Annotated in this window: 16 protein-coding genes; 6 read left to right on the top strand and 10 right to left on the bottom strand. The window is 71.9% G+C overall.

Annotated elements, in window-relative coordinates:
* Positions 1–25 precede the first annotated feature (25 nt).
* Together ACOWU6_RS04545 and ACOWU6_RS04540 are read left to right on the top strand one after the other, a co-directional pair.
* Entirely contained in the window at positions 26–2674 is a 2649-nt protein-coding gene (locus tag ACOWU6_RS04545; RefSeq protein WP_421074863.1) for a LuxR C-terminal-related transcriptional regulator, read from the top strand.
* Positions 2671–3918 (top strand): MFS transporter, encoded by a 1248-nt coding sequence (locus ACOWU6_RS04540; RefSeq protein WP_421074862.1) that lies wholly within the window; start codon positions 2671–2673, stop codon positions 3916–3918. Before ACOWU6_RS04545 ends, ACOWU6_RS04540 begins: the two co-directional genes overlap by 4 nt.
* On the opposite strand, the gene ACOWU6_RS04535 is transcribed toward ACOWU6_RS04540, so the two are convergent.
* The 3 genes from ACOWU6_RS04535 to ACOWU6_RS04525 form a co-directional block, all read right to left on the bottom strand.
* Positions 3890–4492, bottom strand: coding sequence for a hypothetical protein (locus ACOWU6_RS04535; RefSeq protein WP_421074861.1), 603 nt, complete (start codon positions 4490–4492; stop codon positions 3890–3892). The two genes, ACOWU6_RS04540 and ACOWU6_RS04535, sit on opposite strands and share 29 nt — an antisense overlap.
* Before the next feature lie 476 nt (positions 4493–4968).
* The gene (locus tag ACOWU6_RS04530; protein WP_421074860.1) at positions 4969–5871 is read right to left on the bottom strand and encodes a rhomboid family intramembrane serine protease; all 903 of its coding nucleotides are present in this window, start codon (positions 5869–5871) and stop codon (positions 4969–4971) included.
* 12 nt (positions 5872–5883) lie between these two features.
* On the bottom strand, positions 5884–6441 hold the full coding sequence (locus tag ACOWU6_RS04525) for a peptidylprolyl isomerase (protein WP_324013353.1): 558 nt from the start codon (positions 6439–6441) through the stop codon (positions 5884–5886).
* Positions 6442–6538: 97 nt separating this feature from the next.
* Between ACOWU6_RS04525 and ACOWU6_RS04520 the strand changes: the two genes are divergently transcribed.
* Positions 6539–7069: a DNA helicase gene (locus tag ACOWU6_RS04520; protein ID WP_336619499.1), complete on the top strand. Its 531-nt coding sequence runs from the start codon at positions 6539–6541 to the stop codon at positions 7067–7069.
* Positions 7070–7162: 93 nt separating this feature from the next.
* A complete protein-coding gene (locus ACOWU6_RS04515) occupies positions 7163–7663 on the top strand; it encodes an aminoacyl-tRNA deacylase (protein WP_271172493.1) in 501 nt (166 codons plus the stop codon).
* Positions 7664–7666: 3 nt separating this feature from the next.
* On the opposite strand, the gene ACOWU6_RS04510 is transcribed toward ACOWU6_RS04515, so the two are convergent.
* Positions 7667–8197: a hypothetical protein gene (locus ACOWU6_RS04510; RefSeq protein ID WP_282978327.1), complete on the bottom strand. Its 531-nt coding sequence runs from the start codon at positions 8195–8197 to the stop codon at positions 7667–7669.
* A gap of 161 nt (positions 8198–8358) precedes the next feature.
* On the opposite strand from ACOWU6_RS04510, the gene ACOWU6_RS04505 reads away from it, so the two are divergent.
* Together ACOWU6_RS04505 and ACOWU6_RS04500 are read left to right on the top strand one after the other, a co-directional pair.
* Positions 8359–8952, top strand: a complete 594-nt coding sequence (locus tag ACOWU6_RS04505; RefSeq protein WP_421074859.1) for an RNA polymerase sigma factor — start codon at positions 8359–8361, stop codon at positions 8950–8952.
* The gene (locus tag ACOWU6_RS04500) at positions 8949–9440 is read left to right on the top strand and encodes a hypothetical protein (protein ID WP_421074858.1); all 492 of its coding nucleotides are present in this window, start codon (positions 8949–8951) and stop codon (positions 9438–9440) included. Before ACOWU6_RS04505 ends, ACOWU6_RS04500 begins: the two co-directional genes overlap by 4 nt.
* Before the next feature lie 7 nt (positions 9441–9447).
* On the opposite strand, the gene aroQ is transcribed toward ACOWU6_RS04500, so the two are convergent.
* The 6 genes from aroQ to ACOWU6_RS04470 form a co-directional block, all read right to left on the bottom strand.
* A complete protein-coding gene (gene aroQ / locus ACOWU6_RS04495; protein ID WP_271172497.1) occupies positions 9448–9894 on the bottom strand; it encodes a type II 3-dehydroquinate dehydratase in 447 nt (148 codons plus the stop codon).
* A 14-nt stretch (positions 9895–9908) separates the two neighbouring features.
* Positions 9909–10328 carry an NUDIX hydrolase gene (locus ACOWU6_RS04490; RefSeq protein ID WP_271172498.1) on the bottom strand — a complete coding sequence of 140 codons (420 nt, stop codon included), beginning with the start codon at positions 10326–10328 and terminating at the stop codon, positions 9909–9911.
* A gap of 9 nt (positions 10329–10337) precedes the next feature.
* Entirely contained in the window at positions 10338–11819 is a 1482-nt protein-coding gene (locus ACOWU6_RS04485; RefSeq protein ID WP_271172499.1) for a threonine/serine ThrE exporter family protein, read from the bottom strand.
* Positions 11820–12160: 341 nt separating this feature from the next.
* Complete coding sequence (locus ACOWU6_RS04480; protein WP_421074857.1) at positions 12161–13072, bottom strand: hypothetical protein; 912 nt, start codon at positions 13070–13072, stop codon at positions 12161–12163.
* Positions 13069–13746 carry a response regulator transcription factor gene (locus tag ACOWU6_RS04475; protein WP_421074856.1) on the bottom strand — a complete coding sequence of 226 codons (678 nt, stop codon included), beginning with the start codon at positions 13744–13746 and terminating at the stop codon, positions 13069–13071. The genes ACOWU6_RS04480 and ACOWU6_RS04475 overlap by 4 nt, the downstream gene beginning before the upstream one ends.
* Positions 13734–14996, bottom strand: a complete 1263-nt coding sequence (locus ACOWU6_RS04470) for a sensor histidine kinase (RefSeq protein ID WP_282978335.1) — start codon at positions 14994–14996, stop codon at positions 13734–13736. The genes ACOWU6_RS04475 and ACOWU6_RS04470 overlap by 13 nt, the downstream gene beginning before the upstream one ends.
* Positions 14997–15040: the final 44 nt, after the last annotated feature.

Here is a 15040-nt window from a genome sequence, read left to right as displayed (position 1 = left end):
CGGGTCGAGGAGGGAGGCCTGGAACGTGACATCACGCGCTTCGTTCCCGACGGCGCCACGGCCGCCGTCCGGGTCGATCGTCCGACCGCGGCTCCTGGCCGCTCTCGACGGACCCGAGCGCCTCTGCATCGTGCGCGCCGCGGGGGGAACGGGCAAGACCACGCTGCTGACGCAGTGGGCCGAGCACGCGCACGAGGCTGTGGTCGTCTGGATCGACGGCGACCCCGCGCCGACGTCGCGTGCGAGCTTCTGGCTCCGCGCACTGACCCAGGTGCACGCCCGCGGACTGGTCGACGATGCGACGCTCTACCGCGAGGTCGCCGCGATCGCCGACGCCCCCGACGACGTGGAATCGGCGATGAGGCGGACGCTCGACGACGTCGCCGCGCCCGTCACGCTCATCGTCGACGGCGTGCACCCGGGTGCACACGGCGACGCGTGGGACGAGGTCGCACACGATCTGCTCCGCCTCCTCCGCGACGTGCCGAGCTTCCGCTGCATCGTCGCCACCAGCCAGCCGACCGCGCTGGAGCACGCCGAGCCGTCCCTCGAACGGCGGGTGCTCACGGAGGCCGACCTCGCCCTGACCGACGACGAGGTCCGCGCCGTGGCGGAGACCGCATCGCCCTGGCTGTCCACGGGAGCGCGCGACCTCATCGCCGGCAACGACGCGTCACGGCACGTCGGCTCGCTCAGGTACAGCCTCGACGCCGTCGCGCGCGCGGGCGAGCGCGAGAGCGTCGATGTCCTCGCACACGCGCATCGCGAGCTCATCGACCGGCTCGGCGACTCGGAACTGCGCGACTTCGTGGGCGCCACCGCCCTCTCGCCGGTCCTCGATGCGGATCTGGCGCGAGAGCTCACGGGGCGCGACGACGCATCCGAGCTCCTCTCCCGCCTGGAGAGCGCGGGCGCCGGACACTGGACCGAGTCGCACACGGGCGCCCGCCTCTTCCGCTACGGAACGCACGTGCGCGCGCAGGCCGCTGCCGAGTTCGCGGCACGCAAGCCGGACGCGCTCCGCGGCCTCCACGCCCGCATCGCGCAGTGGCTCTTCCACGATCTGAAGGACGACATGGCGGCGCTCGAGCACGCGCTCGAGGCCCGCGACCTGGAGTTCGCCGGCCACGTCGCGCTCCGTGCTCTGCCCGTGAACCGGGACGAGGGCTCTCGGGTCGTCGACCTGCTCCGCCGGATCCCCGCGGTCCAGATCCACCGCCATCCCCTGCTCGCCCTCTGGTACGGACTCGTCCTCAATGCCGATCCCGCGACGCACAGCCGTGCGGCGGAGTTCTTCGCCTCGGCGGGGGTCATGGCACGACTGCAGAGCCGCAGCCTCAGCCCCTGGGAGCGCGCCGTGCACCGCGGACTCGAGAGCGTGGTGTGGCGGATGCTCGGGCAGCCGAGGCGGATGATCGATGCGGCACGACGCTGCATCGATCTGCTCGAGGAGATGGAGGCCTCGCCGAGCCCGGAGGACCGTCTCGCCGACATCGCGAGCACCCTCCTGTACCAAAGCGGGGTCAGCGCGTTCTACGCCGACGAGCCCGACACCGCCCGGCGCGCGTTCTCGGCCCTCGTCGAGTTCTCGGACCGCCACGACTTCCGCCATCGCCGCAACGCCGCGCTGTCGGGTCTCGCCTTCCTCGACGCGATGGCCGGGCGGGTCACCTCCGCGCGCCGCACCCTCGAGCGGATCGTCGACGCCGACTGGCCGCACACCTGGCGGGACGGATACATGGGCGCTCTCGCCCGCATCGCGCGCGCGTGGGTCCTCCTCTCGGAGCCGGACCCGCAGGGCGCGCTTGACGAGCTCACCGTCCTCGATCCGCACTTCGACACGATCGAGCACTGGGAGCTCATCCTCATCGCGCGCGTGCTCGCGGAGAGCATGCTGGGGCGCCGACGCGAGGCCGCCTACCGGTTCGAGCGCGTTCGCGCGGCGCGCACGAAGCGGTCGACCCTCCCCTCGAGCCTCGACCGCCTCGCGACCGCCGAGGCTCTGCTCGACCTCGTGACCGGCCACATCGCCGATGTGCGCCGCCGGGGGAACACGCGGCGCTCCTCGCCCCTGCTGCGCGCCGTGGAGGGGATGGCCGAGTCGGCGCTCGCCGGCTCGGCCGGCGCGACGCCGCTCATCGCCCGCGCGGAGCGCGACGCCCGCGACCCGGTCGACGAGCTGTTCGCCGCGATCTCGGCGACCACGCTGGCGCTGCGCACGGGCGCTCGCCGCGATACTCACCGCACGGCAGCCCGCATCGCGGGCATCGTCTCCGAGCACGGGCTCCGCTGGCCGCTCGTGCTCGTCTCCCCCTCCGACCGCGAGCGCATCCTCTCGGCCCTCGAGGGGGTCGCCGAGACCGGGACTGCCCAAGTGCTCCGCGACGCCTTCGCCGCCTTCCCTGCCCAGATCGACGACTCCGTCTGGGGAGCCGAAGCTGCACCCGTTCTCAGCCGCCGCGAGACGGTGGTCCTGCACGCGCTCGCTGAGACGGGCAGCAGGGCCGAGATCGCCGAGCGTCTCTTCGTCTCGGTGAACACGGTCAAGGCTCAGCTCCGATCGCTCTACACCAAGCTCGGCGTCAGCTCGCGCGAGGAGGCCCTCGCGAGAGCGATCGCCCTCGACCTGCTCTCGCCCGCCGAGGAAGAAGGCGACGAAGAGGCCGTCTCGTGAAGCGCATCCTGCTGCTCGCCCTCGCGCAGTGCGCCGTGCTCGGCTCGCTCACCGCACCCGCGGTCGTCGGACTCTCGATCCTGATGCGAGACATGGTCGGTGCGGAGGCTGCGCCGGGCGCGCTCGCGACCGTGATCGCGCTCGGATCCGCCGCGGCGATGATCTCGAATCCCCTCTTCGGCTGGGCGGCCGACCGCAGCGCCGTGCAGGGCGGACGGCGCACCTGGCTCGTGGGCGGCGCGCTTGCGGGCCTCGTCGCCTGCGCGGGCGTCGCGTTCTCCGCCGACCCGACCTGGCTCGCCATCGCATGGACGCTCGCCCAGGCCTCCTACAACGCATGCTTCGGCGCCATCAACGGGCTGCTCTCCGAGGGCCTCGCCCCCAACGACCGCACCCGCGCGGCCGGCGTGTTCTCTGCGGCCGCCCTCATCGGGACGCTCCCCGGGCTCGCGGCCGCCGCCATCCTCCCCGGGAGCATCGTCGCGATGACGCTCGTCGTCCCCTGCGTCGCGGCCGCGGTCATCCTCTTCGTCGCGCTGCGCCTGCCGGCGCTGTCCGCCCCGGTCTCCGCGCAGGGAAGGCCGAGATGGCGGTTCGCCGCGGTGCGCGCGATCGTCTCTCCGCGATTCGCGTCGGTCTTCACCGTGCGGTTCGTGCTCTCGCTCGAACTCACCGCGGGGCTCACCTTCGGGCTCTACCTGTTCCTCGACCGGTGGTCCCTCGACGAGGCGCTGGCCGTGCGGCTCGTCTCGCTCGCCACGCTTCTCGGCGCGCTCGGCGTCGTGAGCGCCTCGGTCGTCATCGCCGTCACTCCCCTCTCGCGCGTCGATCCGCGCCGGCTGCTGGTCCCCGCGCTCGTGCTCCTCGCCGCCGCGATGATCGGCCGTGGGCTGGCGCCCGACGTCCTGTCGTTCCACATCGCGACCGCGGTTGCGGGGCTCGCGATCGGCGCTGGCTACACCGCGACCCGCTCGATCGCGCAGGCAGCCCTTCCGCCTGCGGAATCCGCCCTGGGCCTGGGCGTCTTCAACGTCGCGAACACACTCGCGCCGATCCTCGCGCCCGTGCTGGCGAGCGCGCTCATCGCCCCCGAACTGCTGCCAGGACTCCCTGACGGATACGCCGTCATGTACGTGGTGCTCGCGGTACCCGTGCTCGCCTGCCTCGCGACGTTGCCGTGGCTCGGCGAGCCGGCACCGGCTCCGCTCGCTCCGGCTACGCGTCGACCGGCTCGAGGCCGATGAACTTCATGCGGTCCTCGCCGTAGAAGCACGACTGCAGCGCGAACGCGCCCTTGAGGCCCACGAGGTCGGCGGTCGACGACCAGATCTTCGAGGTGTACCGGATGTCCACGATCTCGTAGACCTGGTCATCCCCCTCGACCCGGATGCGCTGGCCCATCTCCCACGGCAGGAGCACGTCGCCGCCGCAGTTGTTGTGCGCCGCCCACACGGGCGGTACGCCGTCGCGCTCGTACGACAGCATCTCGGTGAAGGTTCCGTCGCACCAGTCGAGCTCGGTCTGGCCGCCCGAGACGCCGAGCTTCACGGTGGGGAGCTCCTCGAAGACCTCCTCCTGCACCTGCTGCACCTTCTCGGCGACGCCGACCTTGATCGCGCCGTACGCCTGCTCGACCGATTGCGGGGCGAGGAGGGTGCCGGCGCCGAGGCCGATCCCGCCCACGAGGAGCAGGACGCCGAAGACGGTGAGGACCGTGTTCCAAGCACCCCCGCGACGCGAGCGCTTCGCCGCGTGCTGTCCGCCGCGTGCGCGACGGGTCACCGGCGGGGCCGAGGGGTGCTCGGGCGATTCGCTCATCGCGGGTCCTTTCACGATCCGCTTGCGAGCTTACGCCAGGGGGCCGTCCGAGCCGAGGCCGAGGTCGCTCTCCCCAGCGATCTCCCGGCCCTGGCCATCCGAATGACAACCGTGTGATTCATCCCCAGCTCGCCTCACACCTGTGAATAACAGAGGTGTAATTCATCCCCAGGTGGGGATAGATCTGTGGATAACCCCGTGGAGAAGTGGGGGAACCAGGTGGAGAACCCCGTGGAGAGGGGGTGGAGAACGGGGGGTTAACCGTGGAGAACCTTCCCACAGCTGTGGACAGCCTGTGGAGAACTCGCCCGATTCGGCCATGCGCGGCCTGCCTGCGTGGGGTCGCGAGCCGCGCACGTGCCTCGAGTGGCCGCCATCCGCGCCCGCAAGCGGCCCCAGGCGGCAGGCGCCGTCCCAGACACGCGAAGGGGCCGGATCCAGACGGATCCGGCCCCTTCGGGTGTCTGCCCTGCGTGTCAGGTGAGCGACGGGTATCCCAGCACGGGCGGCACGGCGAGAAGCGCGAGGAGCGCGACGCCCACGAGCGACAGCAGCGCGATCTGCAGACCGCGGCGGTTGCGGCCGCTCGTCCGAGCGAGGACCAGTCCGACGACGAGGCCCGTGATGAGGCCGCCGACGTGCGCCTGCCACGAGACGTTGAACCCCGGGATGAACCCGATCACGAGGTTGATGCCGAGCACGACGAGGATGCCGCGGATGTCGCCGCCCAGCCGGCGCCCGATGACGAGCAGCGTGCCGAGGAGGCCGAACACGGCCCCCGAGGCGCCCACGACGGGCGTCGAGAAGGCCAGCAGGGCCACGGCGACCGAGCCGCCGATCGTCGAGAGGACGTACAGCGCGAGGAAGCGCCCGCTGCCGATGATCGGCTCGAGGATGCGGCCGATCATCCACAGCGACAGCAGGTTGAGGCCCACGTGCCAGAAGCCGCCGTGCACGAGCGCGACCGTCACGAGCCGCCAGGGCTGCGTGGTGCCGGTCAGCTCGGGGTACAGCGTCGGAGCGTAGAACGCGAGCCACTGCTGGACGCCGATGGCGCCGCCGAAGCCGTATCCGTCGACCATCTGGAGGAGGTAGGCGACGGCCGTGATGCCCGCGATCCACGCCATGACGCGCGGACGGCCGCCGGCGATGGCGACCGCGCCGCCTCCGCGCCAGCGTCGCTCAGCGCGGCGCTGGGCGGGTGTGCGCCTCTTGCGCTGCTCCTTCATGCACTCCGGGCACACGACGCCGACCGGCCCCTGGGTCTGGCAGTCCGCGCAGATCGTGCGCAGGCAGCGCTGGCACAGGACGAAGCTCTGGCGATCGGGGTGCCGATAGCAGTAGTCGTCGGGATTCCGGGGTCGGTCGGCGGTGGTCACGCGAGCGCCGTGTCAGACGGCGACGACGTCGATCGACGAGATGACGACGTCCTCGCGCGGGCGGTCGGCCGCGCCGGTCGGAACCTGGGCGATCGCGTCGACCACGGCGCGCGACGCGTCATCGGCGACCTCGCCGAAGATCGTGTGCTTGCCCTGCAGCCACGGGGTGGGGTCGGTCGTGATGAAGAACTGCGACCCGTTCGTGCCGCTCAGCTTGCCCGTGATGGCGTTCGGGCGCTTGCCCGCGTTGGCCATGGCGAGCTTGTAAGGCGCGTTGAAGTCGAGCTCGGGGTGGATCTCGTCGTCGAACGTGTAGCCGGGGCCGCCGACGCCCTGGCCGAGCGGGTCGCCGCCCTGGATCATGAAGTTCGGGATGATGCGGTGGAAGATGACGTCCTTGTAGAGGGGGCCCTCGCCGGCTGCGCCCGTGCGCGGGTCGGTCCACTCCTGCGAGCCGTCCGCCAGCCCGATGAAGTTCTGGACGGTGCGGGGTGCGTGGTCCCCGAAGAGGTTGACCACGATGTCGCCGTGGTTCGTGTGGATGGTCGCGACGGCGGTGTGCTGAGTCATGGGCACATTCTCTCAGAGTCCGCAAGGCCGGAGCTGATCGGGGATGCCATCTGGCAGGATGGTCGAAAGCAGACCCCATCGACGCGGGAGGGCACACGTGAGCCTCAGCCTCAGCAGGAAGCAGAAGAAGGAGCTCAAGAAGCTCCAGCAGTCCGCGGCGCACGTCTGGGAGGCGCAGCAGGTCGTCGCCGCCGGCGCCGCCGATGTCGCACGGCAGGCGGGTCGCCAGCTCGAGACGTTCGGGCGCAAGCAGGTCGCACCCGCGGTCGAGGAGAAGTACCACGAGATCCTCGAGCCCTACGTGAACCGGGCTCGCCCGTTCGTGGACCAGGGCGTCAAGGCCTCGAAGAAGTTCATCGACGGATCGGTCGTCCCGGTCGCCGGCGCGGTCGTGGGCAAGGCCCTCTCGGCCTGGGACGTCGCCGCCGAGACGCGCGACAAGCTCGCCCGCTCGCGCGCCGGACTCCCCGTCGTCGCTCCCAAGAAGAAGTCGAGCGCGGGCCCGGTCATCGCCCTCATCCTCGGCATCGCCGCGGCCGCCGGCGTGCTCTACGCCGCGTGGCAGACGCTGCGCGCCGACGACGAGCTCTGGGTGGCCGACGACCCGCTCGCGGCACCCGACGCCTGACCTGAGGATCCGGCGCGGCGGGGCGACCCGCCGCGCCGTTCCGCTGCGCTCGCGGGTGCTCCTCGCGGAGCGCGACGCTGAGGAGGAGAGCGGATGGCCGACGGCACGACGACGCAGGATGGGCTCGAGCGCGTCCGCGCGGCCGCCGCGGAGCGCGGACTCGACATCGACGTGCAGGCGTCTCCGCGTGCCACGTCCCTCGAGGAGGCCGCCGCGCTCCGCGGCATCACGCCCTCCGACATCGTCAAGACCCTCGTCGTGAAGGGAAAGGGCGACCGGTTCTACTTCGCGCTCGTACCCGGCGATCGCTCGATCTCGTGGTCGAAGCTGCGCGCCGTGGTCGGCGTGAACAGGCTGCGCCTGCCCGAGCCGCCCCTCGCTCTCGAGGCGACGGGGTACGAGCGCGGCACGATCGTCCCGCTCGGATCCACGCGGGACTGGCCCGTCTACGCGGACGAGCGGATGGTCGGAAAGCGCGTCTCGATGGGCGCGGGAGCCCACGGCTACACGCTGTTCGTCGACGCCGACGCCCTGATCGCCGCCTACGGCGCGACCGTCGCCGACATCACGGACCCGATCGAGGCCATCCGCTGACCGCTATCCCGAGACGCGGACCGAGGACGCCTTGTTGTTCATCGTGCTGCTGATCGAGCTCGAGTACGAGTAGTACCCGTACGACGCCCCGCCGTAGTTCGTGTGCTCGTAGACCTTCACCTTGCAGTTCGAGTAGCCGCGCATCGACGAGGCGCGGTCCTGGAACGAGATGTTGGCGTTGCCCATCCACTGCCCCGACACGCACGAGCTCGATCCGTAGAGGTCCCAGTACGAGCCGCTGTACGACGTGCCGTCGTACAGGCGCGCGAGCAGGTACGTCGCCGCGACGCCCGCCTCGATCCCGTCGGCACTCGACGAGCGGGCGGATGGCGCGGCCGCGTCGACGACGACCTGGCCGGTCTGCTCGAGGACGGCGGCGTGGAGGTCCTCCCCGCGCGGCACGCAGATCGTCTCGCCCGTGTCGACGAAGACGCCGCAGTCCTGCTCGGCCGATGCCGTCGCGGGCGCCGCCGCGATCGCACTCGCCCCGACAGCCGCGATGCAGGCGAGCACCGCTCCGATTCGCTTCCTCATGGCGCCCATGCCGACTCCTCTATCCGGAGCCCCGATCGACGAACCCCGTCCCCGGAATCTCGCACGCCGCGCGGGCGGTGTCAAGGCGTTGTGTCCTCCGAATGGGGGACACGCCGCGGACGAAGTGTGAGACGATTCGGGACACCGGAGCATTACAGGGTGTGAACGCAGTGGAACACGACGTGGCAGCCGTGCCGTCGCAGGCCGACGAGGCGCTGCTCGACGCGGTCGCACGCGGAGACCACACGGCGTTCGCCACGATCTACGAGCGCCACGTGCGCACGGTCTTCCGCTTCGCGCTGAGCCTCGGCATCTCACCGCGCGACGTCGAGGACGTGACGCAGGAGGTCTTCGTGGTCGCGTTCAAGAAGGCCGCGAGGATCCGCACCGCCGACGGATCCGCCCTCCCCTGGCTCATGGTCACGTGCCGCAACCTCTCGTACGCGCATCTGCGGAAGCGCGCGAAGGATCACGCGCACCTCGATGCCGGAGAGCACGACGTCGCCGATCCGACGGCGTCGCCCGAGAGCCGCGCCCTGCAGGCCGAGCTCTCCCTGACGATCGCCGAGGCGATCGGCCGACTCTCGCCGCGGGACCAGGAGCTGGTCCACCTCTGCCTCGACCGGGGGATGACCTACCGGCAGGCGGCGCACGCGCTCGGCGTCACCGACGGGACGGTGCGGAACCGCCTGTCGCGTGCCAGGGCCGAGCTGCGCAGCTCCCTCCGCGGCGCCTTCCGTGAGCAGGGATCATGAGACTGCACCCCCCGACCGACGACCAGGTCGCGTCGATGCGCCGCAAGATCTTCGCCGAGATCGCCCGGAACCGCGCACGCCGCCGCTCGAGGCTGACGTTCACCGCGGCCACGACCGCGCTCGTCGTCGCCGTCACCACCGCGGGCGCCATCCTCGTCGAGATGGCGAAGCCCGACGACCTCAACGTGAGCTTCGACTGCTACACGACGGCCGACCTGTCGGCGCCGCACGGCACGACGTCGTTCGTCGACGACGACCGCGATCGCGACCGCACGCTCGCTCTCGAGGATCGGGTCGCGCAGGCCCTCGAGTTCTGCATGGCGGGCTACAACGCGGTGCCGACCGACGGCGACGTCGAGATGGTGCGGGTCGTGAACCCGACCGTGTGCATGATGCAGGATCGCCGGCTCGCCGTGCTGCCCAACGAGCAGTACGCATCCACGGAGGACTTCTGCGAGGGTCTCGGCCTCGCAGCGCCGTTCGAGTAGGCCGCGGTCAGCGCGCGGGAGCGAGCAGAGCCGCGAGGCGCTGCACCGCGAACGCGTAGCCCTGCACGCCCGCTCCGACGATCACGCAGCTGGCGACATCCGACAGGTACGAGTGGTGGCGGAACGGCTCGCGCGCGTGCACGTTCGAGATGTGCACCTCCGCGAAGGGCAGGTGCACGCCGGTGAGGGCGTCGCGCAGCGCGACCGACGTGTGGGTGAGCGCGCCGGGGTTGATCACCACCGCGTCGCAGTCGCCCCGCGCCTCGTGGATCGCGTCGACGAGCGCGCCCTCGTGGTTGCTCTGGATGGCCCGCACCTCGAATCCGAGATCCGCGGCCGTCCGCTCGACGAGCGCCACGACGTCGTCGAGCGTGTCCGAGCCGTAGATCTCGGGCTCGCGCGTGCCGAGGAGGTTGAGATTCGGCCCGTTCACGAGCAGGATCCGACCGTTCACGTGCGTTCCCTTCGTCACAGGAGTCCGGCCATCCGCAGGGCGGTGTCGACGAACGAGACCCGCTCGATCGACCGCACGCGGCTGAGCGGGATCCACTCGGCCATGTCGGTCGACCCGTCGAGCTCGTAGGCGAGGGACCCGCCCGTGATCGTCGCCCGGTAGACGATCCGCAGCGCCTGCATGTCGCCGGTCCCCGCGAGCCGCTTGCGGGCGGGGATGACGACCGAGTCGATCCCGATGACGTCCCCGAGCTCGACCTCGTAGCCCGTCTCCTCGCGCACCTCGCGTCGGCAGGTCTGAGCGGGATGCTCGCCGGGGTCCATCCCGCCGCCCGGCATCGTCCAGGCGGGCTTCGACCCCTCGATCCAGCGCGAGAGCAGCACGCGCTCGGCCTCGTCGACGATGACGGCGTAGGCGGCGACTCTCAGGTCCATGACGTCAGCCTACTGATCCCGGATCGCGGCGCCGTCGGCCTCGCCGCGCGGCGGGACCGGCACGAGCTTCCCGGTGCCAGCGGCGGCCCGGGGGCGCGCGGTCGTCCGCACCCTCATCCGCACGCCGTCCAGGGTCGCGCGCAGCGGGGAGCCGATGAACAGGCCGAGGGTCGCGCCTGCGGCGAGCGCGATGCCGATCATGCCGGCGGTCACGAGCGCCTGCGTCGCGACGATGAGCCGCGCGGTGTCGTCGCCGGCCTCGACCATCCCGAGAAGACCCCGGAACACGGCGGAGCCCGGGACGAGGGGGACGATCGCTGCCGTCGTCACGGCGACGGATGGCACGTGCAGGCGCTGGGCGATGAGCGCGCCGACGAGGCTCGCGGCGAACGCCCCCGCGAAGCTCGCTCCGGCGGCGTCGAGTCCGGCCGCCGAGGGCACCGCGTAGCCGGTCCAGGCGATCGTCGCGAGCAGGACGCTCACGACGACGATGCGGAGGCCGGCGCCGTTCATGACCGCGACGGTGATCGCCACGATCACCGCGCCGACGATCTGACCCGCGAACGGCCCGAACGGCAGCGCCTCGCTCGGCAGCTGCAGGCCGACGCCGAGCGCGCTCGCGAGCTGCAGCCCGACCACGATGCCGAGCACGACGCCGAGGGTCTGCAGGGTGAGCTCGAGGATGCGCCCTCCCGCGGTGAGCGCGAATCCGTCGATCGCGTCCTGCGCGGCGCCGACGACGGCGAGACCCGCGAGCATGAGCACGATGCCCGAGGAGACGACGATCGTCGAGCGGACGTCGGTGAACGGCTCGACGCCGAGGCGCGACAGGAGCGCGACGACGACCGTGACGGCGACGAGCGTGAACGCGCCGACCACCTGGCTGAAGAACATGGGCACGCGCAGCTTCGCGAGCCCCGCCTGGGAGCCGGCGACGCCCAGCGCGGCGAGGAAGGTCACGGCCAGCGCGATCCACGACGCGCCGAACATCACGCCGACGCCGACCGCGAGGAGCGCCTGCACCGTGATCACGACGCCGGGCTGATAGAGGAACGGCGTGCGGCGGATCTGGCGGAACCGCGCCCGCGCCTCGCCGAGCTCGAGGCCCTCCTCGATCTCGGTCACGAGCGCCTGGAGGCGCTGGAGCTTCGCGTGATCGGGAACGGCCGACCGCACGACCTGCATGAGGGTTATCGGCAGGTCGTCGCCTCCGCGGTGATCCGACACCGTCACGGAGTTGTAGGTCACGTCGACGTGCACGCTCTTGAGCCCGTAGGCGCGGGTGATGCGCAGGGCCGCGAGCACGACCTCCTTCGCCGACGCGCCGACCGACAGCATGACCTCGGCCACCCGCATCGCGAGGTCGATGATCCGCACGGCCATCGCGTCGTCGACGACCGTGAGCAGCTCGGTGGGGGCGGCCTTCGACGCGTCGCTCCACAGCGCCCTGCGGACGCTCTCCATCACGCGCCGACGACGATCCTGAGCCATGCCCTCCATCCTGTGCCACGAGGTTCACCGTTCGCCGAACGATCCGGGATGTCCGCTCTGCACGTCTTCGGAACCTCACTCCGTTTCGGCTCGCTCCGCTCGCTCAACGACCGGACCGGAGGCATCGCGCGACGACCGAGACGATCCGGACTCCCCCTCCGGACATTGAGCGAGGGAGCGCAGCGACCGAGACGAAATGCCGCAACCCAGCCTCCGAACGCCCCGCGTTTCGACTCGCTCCGCTCGCTCAACGACCGGACCCGGGGCATCGCGCAGCGACCGAACGCGCCGCGAGCCGGCCACGGGCGGAACCCGGGGCCGGCTCGCGGTGCGGCAGCGCGTCAGCGCGCGGAGGCGCCACCCGGTCGGAGGGTCGCATCCCCTGCCGCGACCTGCACCGAGATCTCGCGCGGCGACGAGCTCTCGACGTCGAGGCGGTTGTCGAAGTCGCCTGCCGAGACGTCGGAGCGCACGGCGTAGGTCTCGTCGGGGAGCACGAGGTCGAGCGAGCCCGCGCTCACGTCGACCGTCACCTCGGCGGGCGCGTCGCCCGTGAGCTCGGCGTCGAGACGGCCCGCAGCGACCGTGAAGCCAGCCTCCGCGACGTCGGCGAGCGCGAGGTCGGCCTGGCCCGCGCTCAGATCGACCTCGAGCGACGCGGCCGAGCCGTCGAAGCTCAGGTACCCCGCCCCGACCTCGGCGTCGACCTCGCCGAAGTCGCCCTCGGCCGTGAGGCTGCCGCCCGAGAGCGAGAGGTCGACATCGAGGCCCGCGCCCTTCAGGCGCTCCGGCAGCGTCAGCACGACGGTCTGCTCGTCGTCGAACCAGTCGCCCCCGAACCAGTCGCCGCCGAACCACCAGCCGCGGAAGAACCCGTCGCGGCGGTCGACCGACAGCTCGCCGCCGTCGCGCGAGACGCGCCATCCGTCATCCGCGTTCGTCACCTCGAGCACGGCCTCGTCGACGTCGCCGTAGGCGATCGCGAAGGAGGCCCCGGAGGCGTCGATGTCGAGGGAGGTCACGCCTGCGGCCGCCGCCGTGAGGGTCTCGTCGACCGAGAACGCGCCGCGCGCCGCGGCGACGCCCGAGCCGATGGCGGTGCCCAGCAGCGCGACGCCGCCGATCACCGCGACGACGAGCGCGACGACCTTGCCGCCCGATGCGGGAGGGGTGGGAGGCGCCGGGCGCGGGGGCACGGCCGCGGGATCGTACGCCGACGGATCGAAGGCCGGCGGGGTGGTGGGGGTGCTCATCGTGTCGCTCCTGTCTGGGGCGTTCCGCCCGTGTTCTCGATGTGGGCGAGAGCTGCGAGAACGCGGCGGTTGCCCGACTCGTCCGGCTCGAGGCCGAGCTTCTGGAAGATGGAGGTGACGTACTTCTCGACGCTCGCCTCCGAGACGAAGAGCACGCCGGCGATCGCCTGGTTCGACTTGCCCTCCGCGATGAGAGCGAGCGTCATGCGCTCGCGCTCCGTGAGCCGCGTCATCCGCTCGTCGCGGGTGCGCCGGCTGAGCAGCTGCGCGACGACCTCGGGGTCGAGCACGGTCGCGCCCTGCGCGATGCGGTCGACCGACTCGACGAACTCCGCGACGTCGGCGACCCTGTCCTTGAGGAGGTAGCCGATCGCGCCGCCCTGCGCCGTGATCAGCTCGCTCGCGTAGCGCTCCTCGACGTACTGCGAGAGGACGAGGACGGGGAGCTCGCGATGAGCCGCCCGCACCTCGATCGCCGCGCGGATCCCCTCGTCGGTGAAGGTCGGGGGGAGGCGCACGTCGAGGATGCAGAGATCCGGGGCGGATGCCTCCACGGTCGCCAGCAGATCGCTCGCGTCGGGAAGGGCCGCGACGATCTCGTGGCCGGCGTCCTCGAGGAGGCGCACGAGGCCCTCGCGCAGGAGGACCGAGTCCTCGCAGATCAGGATGCGCATGGCACGCTCACCTCCAGGGCGGTCGGTCCGCCGTTCGGGCTGTCGAGGCGGACGGTGCCGCCCGCTGACAGGATGCGGTTCGAGATGCCGTCGAGGCCGCCGCCGGGGAGCACGCGCGCCCCGCCGATGCCGTTGTCCTCGACGCGGGCCCAGAGCATGCCGTCGTCGCGGCGGCGCACGATCACCCGGCATTCCGCGGCACGCGAGTGCTTCGCGGCGTTCGTGAGCGACTCCGCGATCGCGAAGTACACGGCCGCCTCGGCCTCCCGGCTGCACCGGCCGTCCATCCGCACGTCGAGATGCACGGGGATGTGCGAGCGCCCGGCGAGCGCGGACAGGGCCGCGTCGAGGCCGCGGTCGTCGAGCACGGACGCGTGGATGCCGCGCGCGAGCTGGCGGAGCTCGGTGATGGCCGCCTTCGTCGAGGTGTGCGCCTCCTCGATGAGCGAGCGGGCGGCATCGGGGTCGCTGTCGATCTTCTGCTGGGCCAGGCCGAGGGTCATCCCGACGGAGACGAGACGGGGCTGCACGCCGTCGTGGAGATCGCGCTCGATGCGCGTCCGCTCCACCTCGGAGGCGCGCACGGCCCCCGCTCGCTGCGCGTCGGAGGTGCGGGCCTGCGCGGCGAGCTGCTCCTCCTGCGACGGCACGACGATCGCGCGGCTCAGCACGCCGTGCAGGAGCGCGAGCCCGACGATCCCGGCAGCGGTCACGATGACGCCCAGGATGCCGGCGAGCGGCGCCCACGCGGCGGCGAACTCGAGGCCGAACGCGCCGCGCACCGTGTCCGCGCCCGAGAGAGGAGCGAAGCAGATCGCGATGGACCAGATGAGCAGGCGGAAGAGCCCCATGACGATCACGCCGAAGACCGTCGCGATCGCGAGGTTGGCGATCGCCCGCCACATGCGCGGGTCGACCGCCTGACGCAGGAGCGTGCGGAGCCAGCCGCCGAAGCCGGGGCCGACGCGGGGGCGCCATGCGAGCGCGGGCAGGCCGAAGCCGTACAGCCCGTCGACACGCGCGGTCTCGAGCCAGGCGACGGCGAAGAGGACGTAGACGAAGGCGACGAGCAGCAGGAGCCCGAAGCCGAGGAGCGGGAGGGTGCCGAGGCCGAAGCCGAGCAGCCCGAAGAGAGCGGTGAACGCGAAGGCGCCCAGGAAGCCGAGCGCCGCGAGATGGGCGATCGCCCCGGCCACCCGGAGCGGGCGCGACGTCCTCGCGGTCGAAGCGGAGGCGAGCTGTGTGGTCATGCCTCCAAGCTAGGGCGGCCCTCGCGCGGGCGCCCCAGAGTCAG

This window comes from Microbacterium sp. SA156, assembly GCF_049065455.1.
GTDB classification, from domain to species: domain Bacteria; phylum Actinomycetota; class Actinomycetes; order Actinomycetales; family Microbacteriaceae; genus Microbacterium; species Microbacterium barkeri.
Note: the sequence above shows the minus strand (reverse complement) of the source record. Positions and strands in the feature narration are given on the sequence as shown.